The organism is Pseudomonas sp. GW456-L13 (assembly GCF_017350115.1).
In the GTDB taxonomy this organism is placed as follows: Bacteria; Pseudomonadota; Gammaproteobacteria; order Pseudomonadales; family Pseudomonadaceae; genus Aquipseudomonas; species Aquipseudomonas jessenii.
On the sequence record NZ_JACNAS010000002.1, the window covers coordinates 2,076,846 to 2,094,859 of the forward strand.

The 18,014-nt window shown below is 61.7% G+C and carries 15 protein-coding genes; 8 read left to right on the plus strand and 7 right to left on the minus strand.

Going from position 1 to position 18,014, the window contains the following annotated elements; genetic code table 11:
• Window positions 1-132: 132 nt before the first annotated feature.
• The 6 genes from J4D25_RS23635 to pilG form a co-directional block, all read right to left on the minus strand.
• A complete protein-coding gene (locus J4D25_RS23635) occupies window positions 133-594 on the minus strand; it encodes a chemotaxis protein CheW (protein WP_057712929.1) in 462 nt (153 codons plus the stop codon).
• Window positions 587-6,607 carry an Hpt domain-containing protein gene (locus J4D25_RS23640; RefSeq protein ID WP_057712928.1) on the minus strand — a complete coding sequence of 2,007 codons (6,021 nt, stop codon included), beginning with the start codon at window positions 6,605-6,607 and terminating at the stop codon, window positions 587-589. Before J4D25_RS23640 ends, J4D25_RS23635 begins: the two co-directional genes overlap by 8 nt.
• A gap of 37 nt (window positions 6,608-6,644) precedes the next feature.
• On the minus strand, window positions 6,645-8,705 hold the full coding sequence (locus tag J4D25_RS23645; RefSeq protein ID WP_057712927.1) for a methyl-accepting chemotaxis protein: 2,061 nt from the start codon (window positions 8,703-8,705) through the stop codon (window positions 6,645-6,647).
• A 156-nt stretch (window positions 8,706-8,861) separates the two neighbouring features.
• Window positions 8,862-9,401: a chemotaxis protein CheW gene (locus J4D25_RS23650; protein WP_057712926.1), complete on the minus strand. Its 540-nt coding sequence runs from the start codon at window positions 9,399-9,401 to the stop codon at window positions 8,862-8,864.
• A gap of 10 nt (window positions 9,402-9,411) precedes the next feature.
• The gene (pilH, locus tag J4D25_RS23655; RefSeq protein ID WP_007897961.1) at window positions 9,412-9,777 is read right to left on the minus strand and encodes a twitching motility response regulator PilH; all 366 of its coding nucleotides are present in this window, start codon (window positions 9,775-9,777) and stop codon (window positions 9,412-9,414) included.
• A 57-nt stretch (window positions 9,778-9,834) separates the two neighbouring features.
• Complete coding sequence (pilG, locus tag J4D25_RS23660) at window positions 9,835-10,239, minus strand: twitching motility response regulator PilG (protein ID WP_057712925.1); 405 nt, start codon at window positions 10,237-10,239, stop codon at window positions 9,835-9,837.
• A gap of 348 nt (window positions 10,240-10,587) precedes the next feature.
• Between pilG and gshB the strand changes: the two genes are divergently transcribed.
• From gshB to J4D25_RS23695, 7 genes are all read left to right on the plus strand, one after another.
• A complete protein-coding gene (gene gshB / locus J4D25_RS23665; RefSeq protein WP_057712924.1) occupies window positions 10,588-11,541 on the plus strand; it encodes a glutathione synthase in 954 nt (317 codons plus the stop codon).
• Between the two features lie 64 nt (window positions 11,542-11,605).
• Complete coding sequence (locus J4D25_RS23670; protein ID WP_057712923.1) at window positions 11,606-12,505, plus strand: energy transducer TonB; 900 nt, start codon at window positions 11,606-11,608, stop codon at window positions 12,503-12,505.
• A 181-nt stretch (window positions 12,506-12,686) separates the two neighbouring features.
• Window positions 12,687-13,259: a YqgE/AlgH family protein gene (locus J4D25_RS23675; protein WP_057712922.1), complete on the plus strand. Its 573-nt coding sequence runs from the start codon at window positions 12,687-12,689 to the stop codon at window positions 13,257-13,259.
• Window positions 13,259-13,696 (plus strand): Holliday junction resolvase RuvX, encoded by a 438-nt coding sequence (gene ruvX / locus J4D25_RS23680; RefSeq protein ID WP_056726497.1) that lies wholly within the window; start codon window positions 13,259-13,261, stop codon window positions 13,694-13,696. Before J4D25_RS23675 ends, ruvX begins: the two co-directional genes overlap by 1 nt.
• Window positions 13,697-13,775: 79 nt before the next feature.
• The gene (gene pyrR / locus J4D25_RS23685; protein WP_057712921.1) at window positions 13,776-14,279 is read left to right on the plus strand and encodes a bifunctional pyr operon transcriptional regulator/uracil phosphoribosyltransferase PyrR; all 504 of its coding nucleotides are present in this window, start codon (window positions 13,776-13,778) and stop codon (window positions 14,277-14,279) included.
• Window positions 14,280-14,306: 27 nt separating this feature from the next.
• Complete coding sequence (locus J4D25_RS23690) at window positions 14,307-15,326, plus strand: aspartate carbamoyltransferase catalytic subunit (protein ID WP_046039254.1); 1,020 nt, start codon at window positions 14,307-14,309, stop codon at window positions 15,324-15,326.
• Complete coding sequence (locus J4D25_RS23695; RefSeq protein WP_057712920.1) at window positions 15,323-16,594, plus strand: dihydroorotase; 1,272 nt, start codon at window positions 15,323-15,325, stop codon at window positions 16,592-16,594. The genes J4D25_RS23690 and J4D25_RS23695 overlap by 4 nt, the downstream gene beginning before the upstream one ends.
• A gap of 115 nt (window positions 16,595-16,709) precedes the next feature.
• Here J4D25_RS23695 and J4D25_RS23700 read toward each other — a convergent pair whose 3' ends face one another.
• Window positions 16,710-17,138: an NINE protein gene (locus tag J4D25_RS23700; protein WP_057712919.1), complete on the minus strand. Its 429-nt coding sequence runs from the start codon at window positions 17,136-17,138 to the stop codon at window positions 16,710-16,712.
• A 251-nt stretch (window positions 17,139-17,389) separates the two neighbouring features.
• On the opposite strand from J4D25_RS23700, the gene J4D25_RS23705 reads away from it, so the two are divergent.
• Window positions 17,390-18,010 carry a C40 family peptidase gene (locus J4D25_RS23705; RefSeq protein WP_057712918.1) on the plus strand — a complete coding sequence of 207 codons (621 nt, stop codon included), beginning with the start codon at window positions 17,390-17,392 and terminating at the stop codon, window positions 18,008-18,010.
• Window positions 18,011-18,014 lie beyond the last annotated feature (4 nt).

Here is an 18,014-nt window from a genome sequence, read left to right on the forward strand (position 1 = left end):
CGAGATCTGCGTCGTTCATGCGGACCTCTTCGCGGGCAAGCCCGCTCCCACAGGGTTTTGTGTTCACCACAGATCAACTGTGGGAGCGGGCTTGCCCGCGAAGAGGCCGGTGCAGTCAACGCAAGACCGCGATCAGATGGTCAATCCGGCATCCACCAACAACGCCTCCAGCGCCAGCAGATCCGGCACCTTGGCCACTTGCTCGCCCACCTGCACCGCTGCCTGCTCCAGCGGACACAACGGCACATCCACGTAACTCAACTGGCTATCGAGCTTGCAGGAGCGCGGAATCCCCTGCACCAGCAGGGCGATGAATTTCAGCTCGGTGCGCCCGCCCAGGGCGTTGAGAATGACGATCCGCGCGCGCTCGCCGATGACGATTTTCTGTGCGCATGCCGACTCGAAACTCAGCAGCGGAATCTGCCGGTCACGCCATGTCACCAGGCCCAGGTACCACGGCGGCGTGTCGAGGTCGAACGTCCCCGGCTGCTGGTAATCGATCAGCTCGGCAACGGCGACGTTGGGCAGGATCAGGTTGCGGTCGGCCAACGGCAGCAGCAGGCCGGTGAGGTTGCTGGTGCGGTGCTCAAGCATGGGTCTTGCTCCACAAGGCGATGCTTTCGAGCAGCACCGATTCCTGGTACGGCTTGCCAAGGTAGTCGTTGACGCCAATGGCCATGGCGCGGTCGCGGTGTTTCTGTCCGGTGCGGGAGGTGATCATGATGATCGGCAGGTGTTGCAGGCGTTCGTCGTTGCGCACCTGGGTCGCGACTTCGAAGCCATCCATGCGCGGCATCTCGATGTCCAGCAGCATCAGGTCGGGCATGTGCTCTTCCAGTAGCAGCATGGCATCGACTCCGTCCTTGGCGGTCAGCACGCTCATGCCGTGGCGTTCGAGCAAGCGGCTGGTGACCTTGCGCACGGTGACCGAGTCGTCGACCACCATCACCAGCAGCGGCCGATGCGGTTCGGCCTCGACCTCTTGCCCGGCCGGACGCTGGGGCACACGGGCCTGCATGGCGCGGATCGGCGCCAGCAAATCCAGAATCAGCACCACCCGGCCGTCCCCGAGAATCGTCGCCCCGGACACCCCTTGCACCGCCGCAAATTGCGGCCCCAGGCTCTTGACCACGATTTCGCGAGTGCCGGCCATGGCATCCACCAGCACCGCGATGTGCCGTTCGTTGCACTGCACCAGCAACACCGGCAATGGCAGGCTCTGGCCCAACAGCTTCGGGCGCGGGCTGGTTTTCAGCAGCTCACCCAGATAGCACAGCTCGTAATGTTGGCCGGCGTATTCGTAGGTTGGCGAATCGAAGCGGAAATACCCTTCGAGTTCATTGGGCAGAACGCGAACGATGCCGTCGATGGTATTGAGCGGGATCGCGTATTGGTCCTCACCGCACTGCACCATCAACGCCCGGTTGACCGATACGGTAAACGGCAGGCGAATGCGAAAATGCACGCCCTGCCCGGGCACCGAGTCGATGCTCATGGTGCCGCCCAGTTGTCGCACCTCTTCGTGCACCACGTCCATGCCGACGCCGCGCCCGGAGATCTGGGTGATTTTTTCGGCGGTGGAAAACCCCGGTTGCAGGATGAACTGCAACACGTCGTGATCACTGATGATGCTGTCCGGGGCGAGCAGGCCGCGCTTGATCGCCTTGCGCCGCACCGCGTCCAGCGGTACACCGGCGCCGTCGTCGCGGATGTCGAAAATGATGTCGCCGCCTTCGCGCAGCAGATCGAGGGTGATTTTCCCCTTGGCCGGCTTCCCCGCCGCCAACCGCACTTCAACGGACTCCAGGCCATGATCGACGGCGTTGCGCAGCATGTGTTCCAACGGCGCGGCCATACGTTCGAGAACGCTGCGGTCCATTTCACCTTCGGCGTTGTCGACGATGAAGTCCACGTCCTTGCCCAGTTCGCTGGACACCTGCCGGACGATGCGCTGCAAACGCGGGAGCATGCGTTCGAACGGCACCATGCGCGTACGCATCAGGCCTTCCTGCAGTTCGGTGTTGATGCGGCCCTGCTGTTGCAGGAGGTTTTCCGTGTCCTGATTGCGTCGCTCGAGGGTTTCCTTGAGGTCGAGCAAGTCAGAAGCCGACTCGAACAATGCCCGGGACAGTTGCTGCAACTGTGAGTGGCGGTCCATTTCCAGCGGGTCGAATTCCTCGTAGCCCAGGCGTTCGGCCTCGACTTGCTGGCGGCTGAGGATCCGCCCCTGGGTTTCGGTATCGAGGCGGCGCAACTGGTCGCGCATCCGCTCGATAGTGGTTTCCATCTCATTCAGGGCGATGTGCGCATCGTTGACCTGTTGTTCGATTCGGCCACGGAAGATCGATGTTTCACCGGCCAGGTTGACCAGATCGTCGAGCAACTCCGCCGAGACCTTGACCATGTCCGCGCCGGCATCGGACGGCGGCGCCAGCGGCTCGGGCTTGGGCGTGGCCGACGGCGCAACCGACGCGGGCGTTTCCGGCACGGCCGGATGGCTGAAGTTCTTGATCGCATCGATCAAGCGATCGGCCGGCGGCATCGGCTCACCGGCGCGGGCCGCATCGAGCATCTGCGCCAGGCGGTCATGGCTGCGCTGCAACAGCGCGAACAACGGCTCCGTCGGTTGCAGCACGCCGGTGGACAGGCCTTCGTAGAGGAACTCCAGTTCATGGGCCAGATCACCAATCGCGGCGATTTCCACCATGCGCGCACCGCCCTTGAGGGTGTGCAGGTCGCGCAGCAGGGTTTCCACTTCCTGACGACTCGAAGGCTGGGCCTGCCAGCGCTCAAGCGCCGCCCCGGAGCTTTCGATAATGTCGAAACCTTCCTCGAGGAAGATCTCCAGCAATTCCGTATCGTGCGCAGCCGCGTCACTGCCGGTCGCCTGTCGGGCCCCCTCGGCGATACCCGCATGCCCTTGACGGTAGGCACGAATGGCTTCGATAAGCTCACGGGAATCGTCCAGCGGCTGGTTGAGTTGCAACTGTTCAAGGTACAACGCCAGTCGCTCATGGCTCTGTTTGAGCAGCACCGCCAGTGAATCGCTGAAGGCATAACGACGGTCCACCAGGCCCTGGTAAAGGCTTTCCAGCTCATGGGCCAGATCGCCGACCGGCCCGACCCCGGCCATGCGCGCACCGCCTGTGAGGGTGTGCAAATCCCGTTGCAGGGACGACAGCGGCGCGGCGTTGTCCGAGTCGCGCAACCAGCGCTGCAAGGCCTGACCGGCGCTTTCGAGGATATCCACCGCCTCTTCAAGGAAGATCGCAACGATTTCATCGTCCAGTTCGCGCCCCTCTCCTGTAGGAGCGAGCCCGCTCGCGATGGGCGTTAACGATGACGCGTTGTCATTGGATAAGCGCGGTGCATTTGAGTCCATTGCGAGCGAGCTCGCTCCTACAGGGGCAGGGGGTAGCGTGCGCTCAAGTTCCTCGGTGGCAGAACCCAGTTCGCGGATGCTCAGGCTTCGGCTGCCATCGCTGCGGATCAGGCCCATGGCCGACGGGTCAAGGCTCTCGTCGAGCAGCTCGCGCAAGGCCCTGATCCGTTGCGGTTGCGGGCTGACTTCCTGACCGGCGGCCAGTTCGTCGAGCATGTTTATCAGCGCTTCGTGGGCACCCTGTGCTTCATGGAAAAACCGCTCGCTGACCGCCAGGCTGCTTTCTTCCACGGCACCGTACAGGTCGAGCAACGCTTCGCACAACTCGTCCACCGGGTGCAGGTCGGCCAGATGGGCGCCTTCGCCGAGGGTGGTCAATTCGTCCAGCAGCGCGCTGAGCTCCTGACGTTCGCCGGGGTGTTGCTGCCAACGTTGCAACAGGCTTTCGGCGTCCAGCAGGATGTCCATGCCCTGGGCGAGGAAGTTGTTGATCAGTTGCGGGTCGCGCTTGATTCGCAGCCCGGTGTTCGGTGTGCTCAGGAGGTTTTCCAGGCGCTCGGCCAGCTGCGCCCTGGCTCGCTCGGTCAAACCCCGGGCACCGGGAATTTCCGCCAGCGGATCGCGCTTGAGCTGGCGCAAGCCGAGGCGAAACAGTCCTTCTGCCTCCAGTAACAATTCGACTTCATCCAGATCCAGTGCGATCAGGTGCGCCTTGTATTCCCGGGCCAGTTGATCCAGCGGTGCGGCCAGTTCGGCAATCGGCAACACGCCCGCCATCGAGGCGCTGCCCTTGAGGGTGTGCAAGGCGCGCTGCAATTCGTCGCTGGCCTGCAACGGCACATGCTCGGCGGCCTGATCAAGGAAGCGATTGAGGCTGCCCAAGTGGGTTTCGGCCTCTTTGCGAAAGATCTCCAGCAACAGCGGATCGAGGGCCGCGACATCTTGCGTATCCTCATCGGACACCGGTTCATCGCCCTTGGCCAGGGCATGGGCGCGGGCGGCCAACTGATCGACATCGTTGCGCTGACGCTGGGCGTTGGCGGCGTATTCAGCCACCAGCTCCGGCAGCAGATGCAGCACATCGCCGATCAGTTGCTGCACCGTAGCACCCGGTTCCACACTGTTCTCCAGTACGCGATTGAGCAGGTTTTCCACGGCCCAGGCCAGCTCGCCCAGCACCAGGGCGCGCACCATGCGGCCACTGCCCTTGAGGGTATGGAAGGCGCGGCGCAACTCACTCAGGGCCGAGCGGTTGTCTGGGTTGGCGGACCAGCGCGGCAAGTAATCGCGCAGGATTTCCAGGACTTCGTCGGTTTCTTCGAGGAACACTTCGCGCAGTTCTTCGTCCACCGGCTCTTCGCCTGCGGGTGGCGGCAGCAGGCTGCCCGGGGTGTTCAGCGCGGGCGGATTCAGAGTCGAAACCGGACTGGCGAGCACATCGGCCAAGGTCTGGACGACCTGTGGATTCTCCAGCTCCTGCATCATCTGCATGACCTGCGCCTGGGTCGGCTTGAGCACATCATCAAGCACTGGCACATGCTGCTCACTGGGGAAAAAACCGAGGTTCGCCAGGCTTTTTTCCGCGACATCGAGCAGGTTTTCGCCCTGCGCTTGCGGGTCATCACCGAGGCGTTCGAGATAGTACTCGATGCTGGTGATCACGTCGGCCAGGCTGTCCAGTTCCTGCCAGCCCGGTTGACCCGGCTCGAGCAACAGGTGCTCACGAATAAAGTGGTTGCAGGTTTCGACCAGGCTCGCCGCCCGGCTCAACGGAATCATCGCCAGCGCCCCGCGCACCTGGGTGAGCAAGGCCGGCAACGCCTGCAAGTGCTGGCGGTCCCAATCGGCGTCGATGTAGTCGACGATCATGTCCTTGGCCTGCTGCAAACAGATACGGGCCTCCTTGATCACGATCTGATGGATCTGCGTCAGGTCGGTGGTGGGCAGGCGGTTGTCGTCCTGGCTCTCCGGCTCCACGGTACCGACCATGCCGGCCAGCGTCGCTTCGACGTACAACAAGGCCCCTGCAACGTCCATGAGGATCGCATCGTTGGGTTCGCGCTGGCCCTGAGCGAGGCTGAGCACCACCGCCAATTGATCGATGATCACCTTGCGCGGCTGGCCGAAGCCCAGGACCGCCAGGGTGTCGGCGATTTGCCGCAGCGGCGCCAGCAGGCTGTCGAGGTCGGAAGTGTGCTGGCGGTCACTGCGCACGAACAGGTCCAGGCGCTCCTTGACCCGCACCAGCTCTTCGCACAGTGCAGCCAGCACCGAGCGCATGGCGTCGCGGTCGGGACCGGCCAGGCGCGCGCGTTCTTCATCGACCATCACGCTGTCGGGCAGCGCGTCGTCCAGTGAGTAGCGTTCTTTCATGGTCAGCATCTGCCCGGTGGGATGTTCGGCCTTGGCAATATAGAAGAGCAAACTCTTGAGCAGCTCCGGCGGGGCCGGCTGGTTGATACCGGGCATGCCTTGTTCGAGCAGGCGCTTGAGTTCCTTGTCGGCATCCTTGAACAGGCTGCGCAAGGCCGGGCTATTGGCGATCGCACCGCCCTGCATGCCTTCGACCAGCGCCGATGCCACCTGCCATAACGGGCTCAGGGGGGCGTTGTCGCACAGTGCTTCAAGGCGGGTGAATACCTTGGCCAGGTAATCGAGGTTGGTGTCGTTGTCCTGTTCGCGCAAAAATCCGACCAGCGCCATTTGCAGCATCTGCCGCAGCTTTCGCAGCACACTGGGCAATTCGGCCGGTTCCAACTGCGTAAGCGCTTGTGCGTCCAACGCTGGCAACTCGGGCAATTGCGGGCTGAACAGGCTGGTTTCCGACAGCAGGCTTTCGCCGCGGGCGCTGCGCAGATCGTTGATCAGTGGCAACACCACCAGTGGCAAGTCGCGGCGCGCGCCTTGCACCCGGTCCAGGTAGATCGGCAACTGCCCCAGGGCCTGCATCAACAGGTGCAACGCCTCGTCGCGATGGCTGACACGGTTGCCCTGCAAGGCCATGGCCAGTTGTTCCATTTCTTCGGCGAGCAACGCCGCGCCGTAGAACTCGACCATCTGCAAACTGCCGTGAACCTGATGGATGCACGAAAGGCTTGCATCCAGCGCTTGCGTCGCCTGCGGGTCATCGAGCAGGTTCTCAATCGCGTGATGAGCCTGTTTCAGCGTTTCGGCAATCTCGCCCTTGACCCACTCGAGGGCCACATAGTCGTGCCGATCACCCATAACCACTCCAATCACAATTCAGATACCCATGGGCGGTTCAAGCTTTATCCACAACCTGCGCCTTGGCATCCGGCAAGGTGAAACCGGACACTGAACGACGCAACTGACTGGCCATTTTCGCCAGGTTGCCGATGCTGTCGGCCGTGGCGGTGGAACCCGACGATGTCTGCGAGGTGATCTGCTGGATCACGTTCATTGTCAGGGAAATCTGACCGGCCGACGACGTCTGCTGTTGCGCCGCATTGGAAATACTCTGGATCAACGCCGCAAGAGTCTTGGAGACGCCTTCGATTTCTTCCAGGGCCACACCGGCATCCTGCGCCAGACGGGCGCCACGCACCACTTCGGTCGTCGTTTGTTCCATGGAGATGACCGCTTCGTTGGTATCGGTCTGGATCGCCCGCACCAGGGTTTCGATCTGCCGGGTGGCGGCGGACGAGCGCTCGGCCAGGCGCTGCACTTCATCGGCGACCACGGCGAAACCGCGACCGGCGTCACCGGCCATGGACGCCTGGATGGCCGCGTTGAGGGCCAGGATATTGGTCTGATCGGCAATGTCATCGATCAGGCTGACAATGTCGCCGATTTCCTGGGAAGACTCGCCCAGGCGCTTGATGCGTTTGGCGGTGTCCTGAATCTGCTCGCGAATGTTGTCCATGCCGTGGATGGTGTTGTGCACCACCTCGTTGCCCTTGTTGGCGATTTCCACCGAGCGTTCGGCAACCGCCGAAGATTCCGCCGCGTTGGCCGACACCTGGTCGATGGACTCGGCCATGTCGTTGATCGCCATCGACGCTTCGGAAATCTGCTGGGCCTGGTGCTCCGACGCCTGGGCCAGGTGCATGGCAGTGGCCTGGGTTTCCTGCACGGCGGCGGCCACCTGGCCGGCGGTGAGATTGATGGTCGCGACCAGATCGCGCAACTGGTCGACGGAGTAATTGATCGAGTCGGCGATGGTGCCGGTAAAGTCTTCGGTTACCGAGGCCGTCACGGTGAGGTCGCCGTCGGCCAGGTCTTCGATCTCGTCGAGCAAACGCATGATCGCGTTCTGGTTACGCTCGTTTTTCTCGGCGGTCTCGCGCAACTGACGATTGGTTTCGCGCACCATCACCAAACCGATCAGGATGATCGAAGCCAGCGCCAACAGGCCCAGCACATAGCCGCCAATGGTGTCGGTGGTTCGCCCGCCGACCATGTTTTCAAAACCGCTGGCCAGGTGTGAGGCTTCGTCGAGCAGGGTTTGCGACAGGCTGAAAATGTTCGAGGCCGATTCGCGTACCTTGAACAGCTCCGGCGAGGTTTCGAGGATCTCGTCCACCGAGCCCGAGACGAACTCGAACAGCTCGGAGATTTCCGCGAGTCGCGCACGGGCGTCGCGGTCTTCGACCTGGCTGACCTTGAGCGCCGGGTCGCCCTGGAGCATGCCGTTGAGCACCTTGCCGAACTGCGTTGCGTCACGCCCGAACGCATCGGCGGCCTGCTGTGAATTTTCGTCGCCGGCCAACACCGTGTTGACCGCGCCGAGGATCCGCTCGGCCAGCAGCGATTGGCGCTGGGCCATGGCCACCTGGGCCGCCGGGGCGCCCCGTTGCAGGAGAGTCTCGACGACTTTCTCGTACTCGACCTGCAACTGCGGCACGGTTTCGGCCAGGGTCGCGGCGACCTGATGCAGCGACAGTACGGTTTGCTCGCTGGAGAGAATCGCATCGGTGTTCTTCAGCAGCCGCTCCCAGTCCTGTTGCACCGCGCGCATCTCCGGACGCACGGTGGCGGGGGCCGGCGGCAGGCCCGTGGCCGGGTCACCCTTCTTCAGAAAACCCCAGCGCCGGGCAAAATCGTTGCGCGCATCGCTGAGCAACTTGAACGCGGCAGCCTTGCCGGCGGCGGCTTCGGTGGCGTTCTTGGCGATACGCTGGGACAGCACGCGCAGTTCGCCGGCGTGGCCGATGTACTGTTTGTCGTAGATAGCCTGGGTGTTGAGGTACGCGAAGTTGGCGAACAGCAGCATGATGAAGACAATCAGCGCGATGAACAGCACGATAATCTGCGACCGGCTGCGCGACCCTTCCATTGGCTTGCCTGCTTTTGCTTTTATCATCGGTCCTCGCCTGTTAACCCACACCTTCCAAGACTTACCGAGGAACCTGTGGGAGCGAGCTTGCTCGCGATAGCGGTGTGTCAGTCGACATTAATGCTGGCTGCAAGTCCGTCATCGCGAGCAAGCTCGCTCCCACAAGGTTCTCTGTTGCTCCAACTACACCGCGACGCTCATGAACCCCTGGGACTGCGTCAACGCAAACGGGCTGAACACCTGCCAGCACTGCTCACGCTGAAACCGGCCTTTGACGAACGTCGCCACCGGCCCCTTCAATTCGTCTGCCGGTACCGGCTCCAGGCTGTCCCGGGCAAAGTGCTGGAGGCCGAAGACCTCATCGACCAGCAACCCGGCAAACACCTCTTCATGTTCCACCACCAACACCCGCCGCTGTCGACGCACCGCCGAAAGCTCGTGCCCGAAGAAGCCGCACAAGTCCATGACCGGCAGCAAACGTCCACGCAGGTTGGCGACACCCTTGACCCAGGGTTTGACCCCTGGTAGCTGAGTGCAGCGCGGCTCGTGCAAGACTTCGCTGACTTCGCTCATGGGCGCGACATACCAGTGCTCGCCCAGGCGAAAACCGATGCCGCTCCAACTGTCCCGCCGGGCCGGCTGGGATGGCAAGTCCGCCGCCAGCAGACGACAGCGCTGGTCGATCTGCAGCAGCAGTTCGAAAGCCGTCAGCGACTCGTTCATGGTCTGACGATCAACCGGCCAGCACGTTGTTCAGGGTCTTGATCAGGGTGTCTTCATCGACCGGCTTGGTCAGGTAGTCCTTGGCACCCTGGCGCGTGCCCCAGACTTTGTCGGTTTCCTGATCCTTGGTGGTGATGATGATCACCGGGATGTGCCCGGTTTCCGGGTCCTTGGTCAACTGGCGGGTGGCCTGGAAGCCATTGAGGCCTGGCATGACGATGTCCATCAGCACCGCATCGGGCTTTTCCTGGCGGGCCAGGGCCACGCCGTCGGCGCCGTTTTCGGCTTTCAACACTTCATGACCGTGCTTTTCCAGCATGCCGGTCAGTTTGTACATTTCGGTCGGCGAATCATCGACGATCAGAATACGTGCCATGGTCTTCCCCATTCTTGTCGACGCCTGGCCCGATGGCCGAGCGTCACTGTGCGTGTCCTACTGCGGCAAAACGGCGGCGAAGCCAGGAACATGGGCCTGGATCGCATCAAGCAATTCTTCCTTGCTGAAAGGCTTGGTCAAAAACTGGTCGGAGCCGACGATGCGCCCCTTGGCCTTGTCGAACAGCCCATCCTTGGACGACAGCATAATCACTGGCGTGGACTTGAATGCGCTGTTGTTCTTGATCAGGGCGCAGGTCTGATAACCATCCAGGCGCGGCATCATGATGTCGACAAAGATGATGCAGGGATGGTTGTCGACAATCTTGGCCAGGGCATCAAAACCGTCGATGGCCGTAATGACCTCACAACCCACGTTCTTGAGCAGCGTTTCGGCGGTGCGACGGATCGTCTTCGAATCGTCGATCACCATGACCTTCAAGGCGCTGGGGTGCTGTTCCATAAAATGCTCTACCGTCGCCTTTGCGAAACAAATTGTCCGTTTGCCGGTTAACGCGGCTCGAAACCCTTGGTGCTCAAGGGCCGGCACGACATGGCAGCCTTTTTAGCACAGTCTCCAACACCAATCTATCGGCCGACCCGCAAGGTGGTTTTTCCTTGACCGGGAACACACTCAGCGCCACTCTGACGCCACTTTTATACGCTGATCTTTTGTAGGAGCGAGCTCGCTCGCGATGGCCGTCAACGATAACGCGTGCTGGCTGGATAAGCGTGTTGTTCTCGGGTTCATCGCGAGCGAGCTCGCTCCTACAGAGATCGACATAGCCCCCCAAATTTCGAGGAAACACCCATGAGCGTTCGCGTCGGGATTGTCATGGACCCTATCGCCAGCATTTCCTATAAAAAGGATAGCTCGCTGGCCATGCTGCTGGCCGCGCAGAAGCGTGGCTGGGAGCTGTTCTACATGGAACAGCGCGACCTGTATCAGGGCGAAGGCCAGGCCCGAGCCCGGATGCGTCCGTTGCAGGTGTTCGCCAACCCGGAAAAATGGTTCGAACTGGGCGCCGAAAGCGACGCACTGCTGAGCGATCTGGACGTGATCCTGATGCGCAAGGATCCGCCGTTCGACATGGAGTTCGTCTACTCCACCTATTTGCTGGAACAAGCCGAGCGCGCCGGCGTGCTGGTGGTCAACAAGCCGCAAAGCCTGCGCGACTGCAACGAGAAGCTGTTCGCTACACTGTTCCCGCAGTGCACGCCGCCGACCATCGTCAGCCGTCGCCCTGACGTGCTGCGCGAATTCGCCGACCATCATGGCGATGTGATCCTCAAGCCGCTTGACGGCATGGGCGGTTCTTCGATCTTCCGTCACACTGCAGGGCATCCGAACCTGTCGGTGATCCTCGAAACCCTGACCCTGCATGGTCAGCAGCAAATCATGATCCAGGGTTACCTGCCGGCTATCGTCGATGGCGACAAGCGCATCCTGATGATCGATGGCGAGCCTGTGGATTATTGCCTGGCGCGGATTCCGGCCCAGGGCGAAACCCGTGGCAACCTCGCTGCCGGGGGGCGTGGCGAAGCCCGCCCGCTGACCGACAAGGACCGCTGGATCGCCGCGCAAGTCGGCCCGACCTTACGTGAAAAAGGCCTGTTGTTCGTTGGCCTGGACGTGATCGGCGAGCACCTGACCGAGATCAACGTCACCAGCCCGACCTGCATTCGCGAGATTGATAACGCGTTTGGCACCGACATCGGCGGCATGCTGATGGATGCCATCGATCAGAAGCTCAAGGCACGTTGATTAGCCAAACCAACATTGCGTTATCATGCGCGGCCTGTGAAAACGCGATGTTGGTTTCCTTGTCATGACACTCCCGTCCGATCTGCCTGCCGAACTCGCCCACCGTGGCGTGCGCCCGGTCGATCGCCTCGGTTTTACCCTGTTTCTGGCAGCGCTGATCCACCTGGCCTTGCTGTTGGGTGTCGGGTTTGCAGTGGTCGAGCCCAAACAGATCAGCAAAACCCTGGAAATCACCCTCGCCACCTTCAAAAGCGAAAAAAAGCCCGAGAAAGCCGATTTCCTGGCCCAGGAGAATCAGCAAGGTAGCGGCACCCTGGATAAAAAGGCGATTCCCAAGACCACCGAGGTCGCGCCGTTCCAGGACAACAAGGTACAAAAAGTCACGCCACCGCCGGCTGCCAAGCCTGAAGTGCAGGAAGCCCCGCCCAAGGCTGCCGTGACCACCGTGGCGCCGAAGCCGAAAAAAGCCCCCGCCAAGACCGAGGAGCCCAAGACCGAGGTAAAAACCCAGGTCCAGGCGCCGACCTTCGACAGCGAGCAACTGTCCAGCGACATCGCCAGCCTGGAAGCGGAACTGGCCGCCGAACAACAGTTGTACGCCAAGCGCCCGCGCATTCACCGCTTGAGCGCGGCCTCGACCATGCGCGACAAGGGCGCCTGGTACAAGGACGAATGGCGCAAGAAAGTCGAGCGCATCGGTAACCTCAACTACCCCGATGAAGCGCGGCGCAAACAGATCTACGGCAACTTGCGTTTGATGGTGTCGATCAACCGTGATGGTTCACTGTATGAAGTGCTGGTGCTGGAATCTTCAGGTCAGCCGCTGCTGGACCAGGCGGCGCAACGGATCGTCCGGCTGGCGGCACCGTTTGCACCGTTTACCGGGGATTTGTCGGATATTGACCGGCTGGAGATCATCCGCACCTGGAAATTTGCCCGAGGGGATAGACTCTCAAGCAATTGATTCACAGCAAACCCCCTGTGGGAGCGGGCTTGCTCGCGAATGCGGTCAGTCATTCAATATAGATGTAGACTGACACGACGTCTTCGCGAGCAAGCCCGCTCCCACATTTGATCCGTGTCGACAGCCAAATTGCGGCATCCCCAGCTTGTCAGTTCGCCCCTCGAACGCCACACTAGCGGTCATGAAAAACGTCAGCCCCAGCTACCTCAAGCATCAATTCCTGATCGCCATGCCGCACATGGCCGACCCGAACTTTGCGCACACCTTGACCTACATCGTCGAGCACACGGCCAATGGCGCCATGGGACTGGTGGTCAACCGTCCGCAAGATCTGAACCTGGCCGATATCCTTGAGCAGTTGCGCCCGGAAATAGAACCTCCAGCGCTCTGCCAGCATGTACCGATCTTCATCGGTGGCCCGGTGCAGACCGATCGCGGTTTCGTCCTTCACCCCAAGGGCCAGAGCTTCCAGGCGACCGTTGATCTGGAAGACGAGCTGGCCCTGTCGACCTCCCAGGACGTGCTGTTCGCCATCGCTGACGGCGTCGGCCCGGCAAAAAGCCTGATCGCCCTCGGCTACGCCGGTTGGGAAGCCGGGCAACTGGAGGCCGAACTGGCGCAGAACGCCTGGCTGAACTGCCCATTCGACGCGGACATCCTGTTCAACACCAGCAGCGAACTGCGTCTGGAAGCGGCCGCCAAACACCTGGGCGTCAACCTCAGCCTGCTGACCAGCCAGGCGGGGCACGCCTGATGGCCCTGAAGCTGATTCTGGGTTTTGACTACGGCACCAAACAGATCGGCGTTGCGGTCGGCCAGGTGATTACCGGCCAGGCCCGCGAGCTGTGCACCCTAAAGGCGCAGAACGGCATTCCTGACTGGAACCAGGTCGAAGCCCTCATCAAAGAGTGGAAACCCGATGCCGTGGTGGTCGGCCTGCCGTTGAACATGGACGGTACGCCCAGCGACATGTGCGCCCGCGCGGAAAAGTTCGCCCGGCGCCTGAACGGCCGCTTCAACCTGCCCTTCTATACCCACGATGAACGTCTGACCACCTTCGAGGCCAAGGGCGAACGCCTGGCTCGTGGCGGCCAGAAAGGCAGTTACCGCGACAATCCGGTCGATGCCATCGCCGCCGCCCTGCTGCTACAAGGCTGGCTCGACGAAAACACCGCACTGTTTGAATCCTGAAGAGCCGCTGTGCGTCTCTCTTAGCTACAACCCGAGCCACTTCCCGCACAGGCTGGCTCGGGCCCAAGAAGGAGCAACCATGAGCCTGCCCAATCCCGCCGAACTGATCAGCCAGATGGCGACCCGACTTGACGCCTATCTGGCCAAACGAGGCATCAGCGACCCGCGTTTCATCGGCATCCGCACCGGCGGCGTCTGGGTGGCCCAGGCTCTGCTCAAGGAGCTGGGCAGCAATGACCCCCTCGGCACCCTGGACGTGTCCTTCTACCGCGACGATTTCAGCCAGAACGGCCTGCACCCGCAGGTTCGCCCTTCGGCGTTGCCGTTCGAGATCGAAGGCCAGCACCTGGTGCTGATCGACGACGTGCTGATGAGCGGCCGGACCATCCGCGCCGCCATGAACGAACTTTTCGACTACGGCCGCCCGGCCAGCGTAACGCTGGTGTGCCTGCTGGACCTGGACGCCGGCGAACTGCCGATCCGCCCGAACGTGGTTGGCGCGACCCTGTCGCTGGCGGCCCACGAACGGGTGAAGCTGTCCGGTCCCGAGCTCGCGCTCGAACTGCAAGACCTCGCCCTTTAATTCGCCCTATTGAGAGTCCCCCTTGCGATGACGCCTCTAGAAACCAAGCGCCCGCTGCAGCTCAATGATCAGGGCCAGCTGCGCCACTTCCTCTCGCTCGACGGTTTGCGCCGCGAACTGTTGACGGAAATCCTCGACACTGCCGACTCCTTCCTTGAAGTCGGCGCCCGGGCCGTGAAGAAAGTCCCGCTGCTGCGCGGCAAGACCGTGTGCAACGTGTTCTTCGAGAACTCCACCCGTACCCGCACCACCTTCGAACTGGCGGCCCAGCGCCTCTCGGCGGACGTGATCACCCTCAACGTGTCGACATCGTCGGCAAGCAAGGGCGAAACCCTGCTCGACACCCTGCGCAACCTGGAAGCCATGGCTGCCGACATGTTCGTCGTGCGCCACGGCGATTCGGGTGCCGCGCACTTCATCGCCGAACATGTTTGCCCACAAGTGGCGATCATCAACGGCGGTGACGGCCGGCACGCTCACCCGACCCAGGGCATGCTCGACATGCTCACCATCCGCCGGCACAAGGGCGGGTTCGAAAACCTTTCGGTGGCCATCGTCGGCGACATCCTGCACTCGCGGGTTGCGCGCTCGAACATGCTGGCCCTGAAAACCCTGGGTTGCCCGGATATTCGCGTGATTGCGCCGAAAACCCTGCTGCCGATCGGCATCGAGCAATACGGCGTGAAGGTCTACACCGACATGACCGAAGGCCTGAAGGACGTCGACGTGGTGATCATGTTGCGCCTGCAGCGTGAACGCATGACCGGCGGCCTGTTGCCGAGCGAAGGCGAGTTCTACCGCCTGTTCGGCCTGACCACCGCGCGCCTGGCCGGCGCCAAGCCCGATGCCATCGTGATGCACCCGGGGCCGATCAACCGTGGCGTGGAAATCGAGTCAGCAGTGGCCGACGGCCCGCACTCGGTGATCCTCAACCAGGTGACCTACGGGATCGCCATTCGTATGGCGGTACTGTCCATGGCCATGAGCGGGCAGACTGCGCAACGCCAATTCGAACAAGGCCAATTCGAGCAGGAGAAAGCCCAGTGAAGCTCAGCATTCTCGGCGCCCGCGTGATCGATCCGGCCAGTGGCCTGGATCAAGTGACCGATATCCACATTGAAGCCTGCAAAGTCGTCGCCCTTGGCGCGGCGCCAGCCGGTTTTGTCGCCGTCGACACGATTGACGCCAAAGGCCTGGTGGCCGCTCCCGGCCTGGTCGACCTCAACGTTGCCCTGCGCGAGCCGGGTTACAGCCGCAAAGGCTCGATTGTCAGCGAAACCCGCGCAGCGGCGGCTGGCGGTGTGACCAGCCTGTGCTGCCCGCCAAAGACCAAACCGGTGCTGGACACCTCGGCGGTGGCCGAACTGATCCTCGACCGTGCCCGCGAGGCCGGCAACACCAAAGTCTTCCCGATTGGCGCCCTGAGCAAAGGCCTGGACGGTGAACAGCTGGCAGAGCTCGTAGCATTGCGCGATGCCGGTTGCGTGGCCTTCGGCAACGGCCTGGAGAGTTTCCGCAACACCCGCACCCTGTGCCGCGCGCTGGACTACGCAGCGACTTTCGACCTGACGGTGATTTTCAACTCCCAGGATTACGACCTGGCCGAGGGCGGCCTGGCTCACGAAGGCCCGACCGCCAGCTTCCTTGGCCTGCCGGGCATCCCGGAAAGCGCTGAAACCGTCGCCCTGGCCCGGGATCTGCTGCTGGTTGAACAGACCGGCGTGCGCGCGCACTTCAGCCAGCTCACCAGCGCACGCGGCGTAGAGCTGATCGCCCAGGCCCAGGCCCGGGGCCTGAAGGTGACAGCGGATGTCGCCCTGTACCAGCTGATCCTGACCGACGAAGCCCTGATCGACTTCAGCAGCCTGTATCACGTCCAGCCACCGCTACGCACCCGCGCCGACCGCGACGGCCTGCGCGCAGCGGTGAAGTCGGGCGTGATCTCGGCCATCTCCAGTCATCACCAACCCCATGAGCGTGACGCCAAACTAGCACCGTTCGGCGCGACCGAGCCAGGCATCAGCAGCGTTGAACTGCTATTGCCACTGGCAATGACCCTTGTCGAAGACGGCTTGCTGGACCTGCCGACACTGATCAAGCGCCTGAGCGCCGGCCCTGCAGAGGCCCTGCGCCTGCCGGCAGGCAAACTGGCGGTAGGTGGCGCGGCGGACATCGTGCTGTTCGACCCTGCGGCCTCGACCGTGGCCGGTGAAACATGGCTGTCCAAGGGCGAAAACTGCCCGTTCATTGGCCACAGCCTGCCGGGTGTGGTGCGTTACACCCTAGTGGATGGACGGATCAGCCACCAGGCTTAAGACCGCGTCGCCTGCATTCGCGAGCAAGCCCGCTCCCACATTGGTTCTGCGATGAACACAGTATTTGTGAACACCAAAGATCAAATGTGGGAGCGGGCTTGCTCGCGAAGAAGATTTAGAAGGCGCCTCTATTCTGCGCATTACGCACAGAAACCTGGTCATTCAACGTCCAGAAGTCATACAGCACCCCGAGAAAGAACAACCCGCCCGTCAACAGGTACAGCAACCCGCTGATCCATTTCCCCTGATACATCCGGTGCACGCCGAACACCCCGAGAAACGTCAGCAGGATCCACGCCACGTTGTATTCGACGGGGCCTGCAGTGAACCGCAGGTCCGCTTCACGGTCCATGGACGGGATCAGGAAAAGGTCGATCAGCCAACCGATCCCCAGCAAGCCGAAGGTGAAGAACCAGATCGTCCCGGTCACCGGCCTGCCGTAATAGAAGCGGTGAGCCCCGGTAAAACCGAAAATCCACAGCAGGTAACCGATCACTTTGCTGTGGGTGTCTTGCTGCTGGACAGCCTGTTGATAGGGGTTCATGAATGACCTCGATTCACACGATAGATAAATATTCTTTAATTCTTTGTGACTTTTTTACAGGCACCCGACGTATGGCAAGTGCTACCTTCACTCCCGTCAAAGCCTTGTAACACCGGACTCCTGTCCGACAATTGCACCATTTTGCCGCTTTTTTGCCACCATTGCCCCCCGGATTGAATCGACCAACGGCCTCGGAAGCGGCAAAAAAGCTGTTATAAAGTTGCGCGCCAACCTATTAAGAGCCTTGCCTAATGCGTTCATTTTTCAAGACATGGCTAACCATTTGCCTTTTGATGCCACTGGCCGCCCACGCCACCAATCGTGAGCAACGTCTTCCAAACGTTAATGGTTACACCCCAAAATCCCATGCCTCTGCTCCTTCGAGCAAAGACAAGAAATCCGCTAAATATGCTCCAAGCCTGGCCAGCAGCAAAAGCGGCCTGGTTCCACCGATGGGCACCAAGGAAAGCAGCGACGTGCTTAGCCGCGCGGTGAACGTCCTCGGTACCCCTTATCGTTGGGGCGGCAGCAGCCCAAGCAAAGGCTTCGATTGCAGCGGCCTGGTGAAATACGCGTTCAACGACGCCACGTTCGACCTGCCACGCACCTCCAACGCCATGGCCAGCGGTCATGGGGAGAAAGTCGATCGCAACGACCTGAAGCCGGGCGACCTGATTTTCTTCAACATCAAGAGTCGTCGGGTCAATCACGTTGCCATTTACCTGGGTAACGACCGCTTCATCCACGCGCCACGTCGTGGCAAGTCGGTATCCATCGACACTTTGAAGAAACCGTACTGGGAAAACCACTACGTGGTTGCCAAGCGGGTTCTGCCGAAAGAACAGAATGCGTTGCGGGTTGTTCAGCGCTGATTTG

Coding starts and splice junctions, on each gene's coding strand:
- J4D25_RS23635 (WP_057712929.1), bottom strand. CDS start 594: ATGCTTGAGCACCGCACCAGCAACCTCACCGGCCTGCTGCTGCCGTTG.
- J4D25_RS23640 (WP_057712928.1), bottom strand. CDS start 6,607: ATGGGTGATCGGCACGACTATGTGGCCCTCGAGTGGGTCAAGGGCGAG.
- J4D25_RS23645 (WP_057712927.1), bottom strand. CDS start 8,705: ATGATAAAAGCAAAAGCAGGCAAGCCAATGGAAGGGTCGCGCAGCCGG.
- J4D25_RS23650 (WP_057712926.1), bottom strand. CDS start 9,401: ATGAACGAGTCGCTGACGGCTTTCGAACTGCTGCTGCAGATCGACCAG.
- pilH (WP_007897961.1), bottom strand. CDS start 9,777: ATGGCACGTATTCTGATCGTCGATGATTCGCCGACCGAAATGTACAAA.
- pilG (WP_057712925.1), bottom strand. CDS start 10,239: ATGGAACAGCACCCCAGCGCCTTGAAGGTCATGGTGATCGACGATTCG.
- gshB (WP_057712924.1), top strand. CDS start 10,588: ATGAGCGTTCGCGTCGGGATTGTCATGGACCCTATCGCCAGCATTTCC.
- J4D25_RS23670 (WP_057712923.1), top strand. CDS start 11,606: ATGACACTCCCGTCCGATCTGCCTGCCGAACTCGCCCACCGTGGCGTG.
- J4D25_RS23675 (WP_057712922.1), top strand. CDS start 12,687: ATGAAAAACGTCAGCCCCAGCTACCTCAAGCATCAATTCCTGATCGCC.
- ruvX (WP_056726497.1), top strand. CDS start 13,259: ATGGCCCTGAAGCTGATTCTGGGTTTTGACTACGGCACCAAACAGATC.
- pyrR (WP_057712921.1), top strand. CDS start 13,776: ATGAGCCTGCCCAATCCCGCCGAACTGATCAGCCAGATGGCGACCCGA.
- J4D25_RS23690 (WP_046039254.1), top strand. CDS start 14,307: ATGACGCCTCTAGAAACCAAGCGCCCGCTGCAGCTCAATGATCAGGGC.
- J4D25_RS23700 (WP_057712919.1), bottom strand. CDS start 17,138: ATGAACCCCTATCAACAGGCTGTCCAGCAGCAAGACACCCACAGCAAA.
- J4D25_RS23705 (WP_057712918.1), top strand. CDS start 17,390: ATGCGTTCATTTTTCAAGACATGGCTAACCATTTGCCTTTTGATGCCA.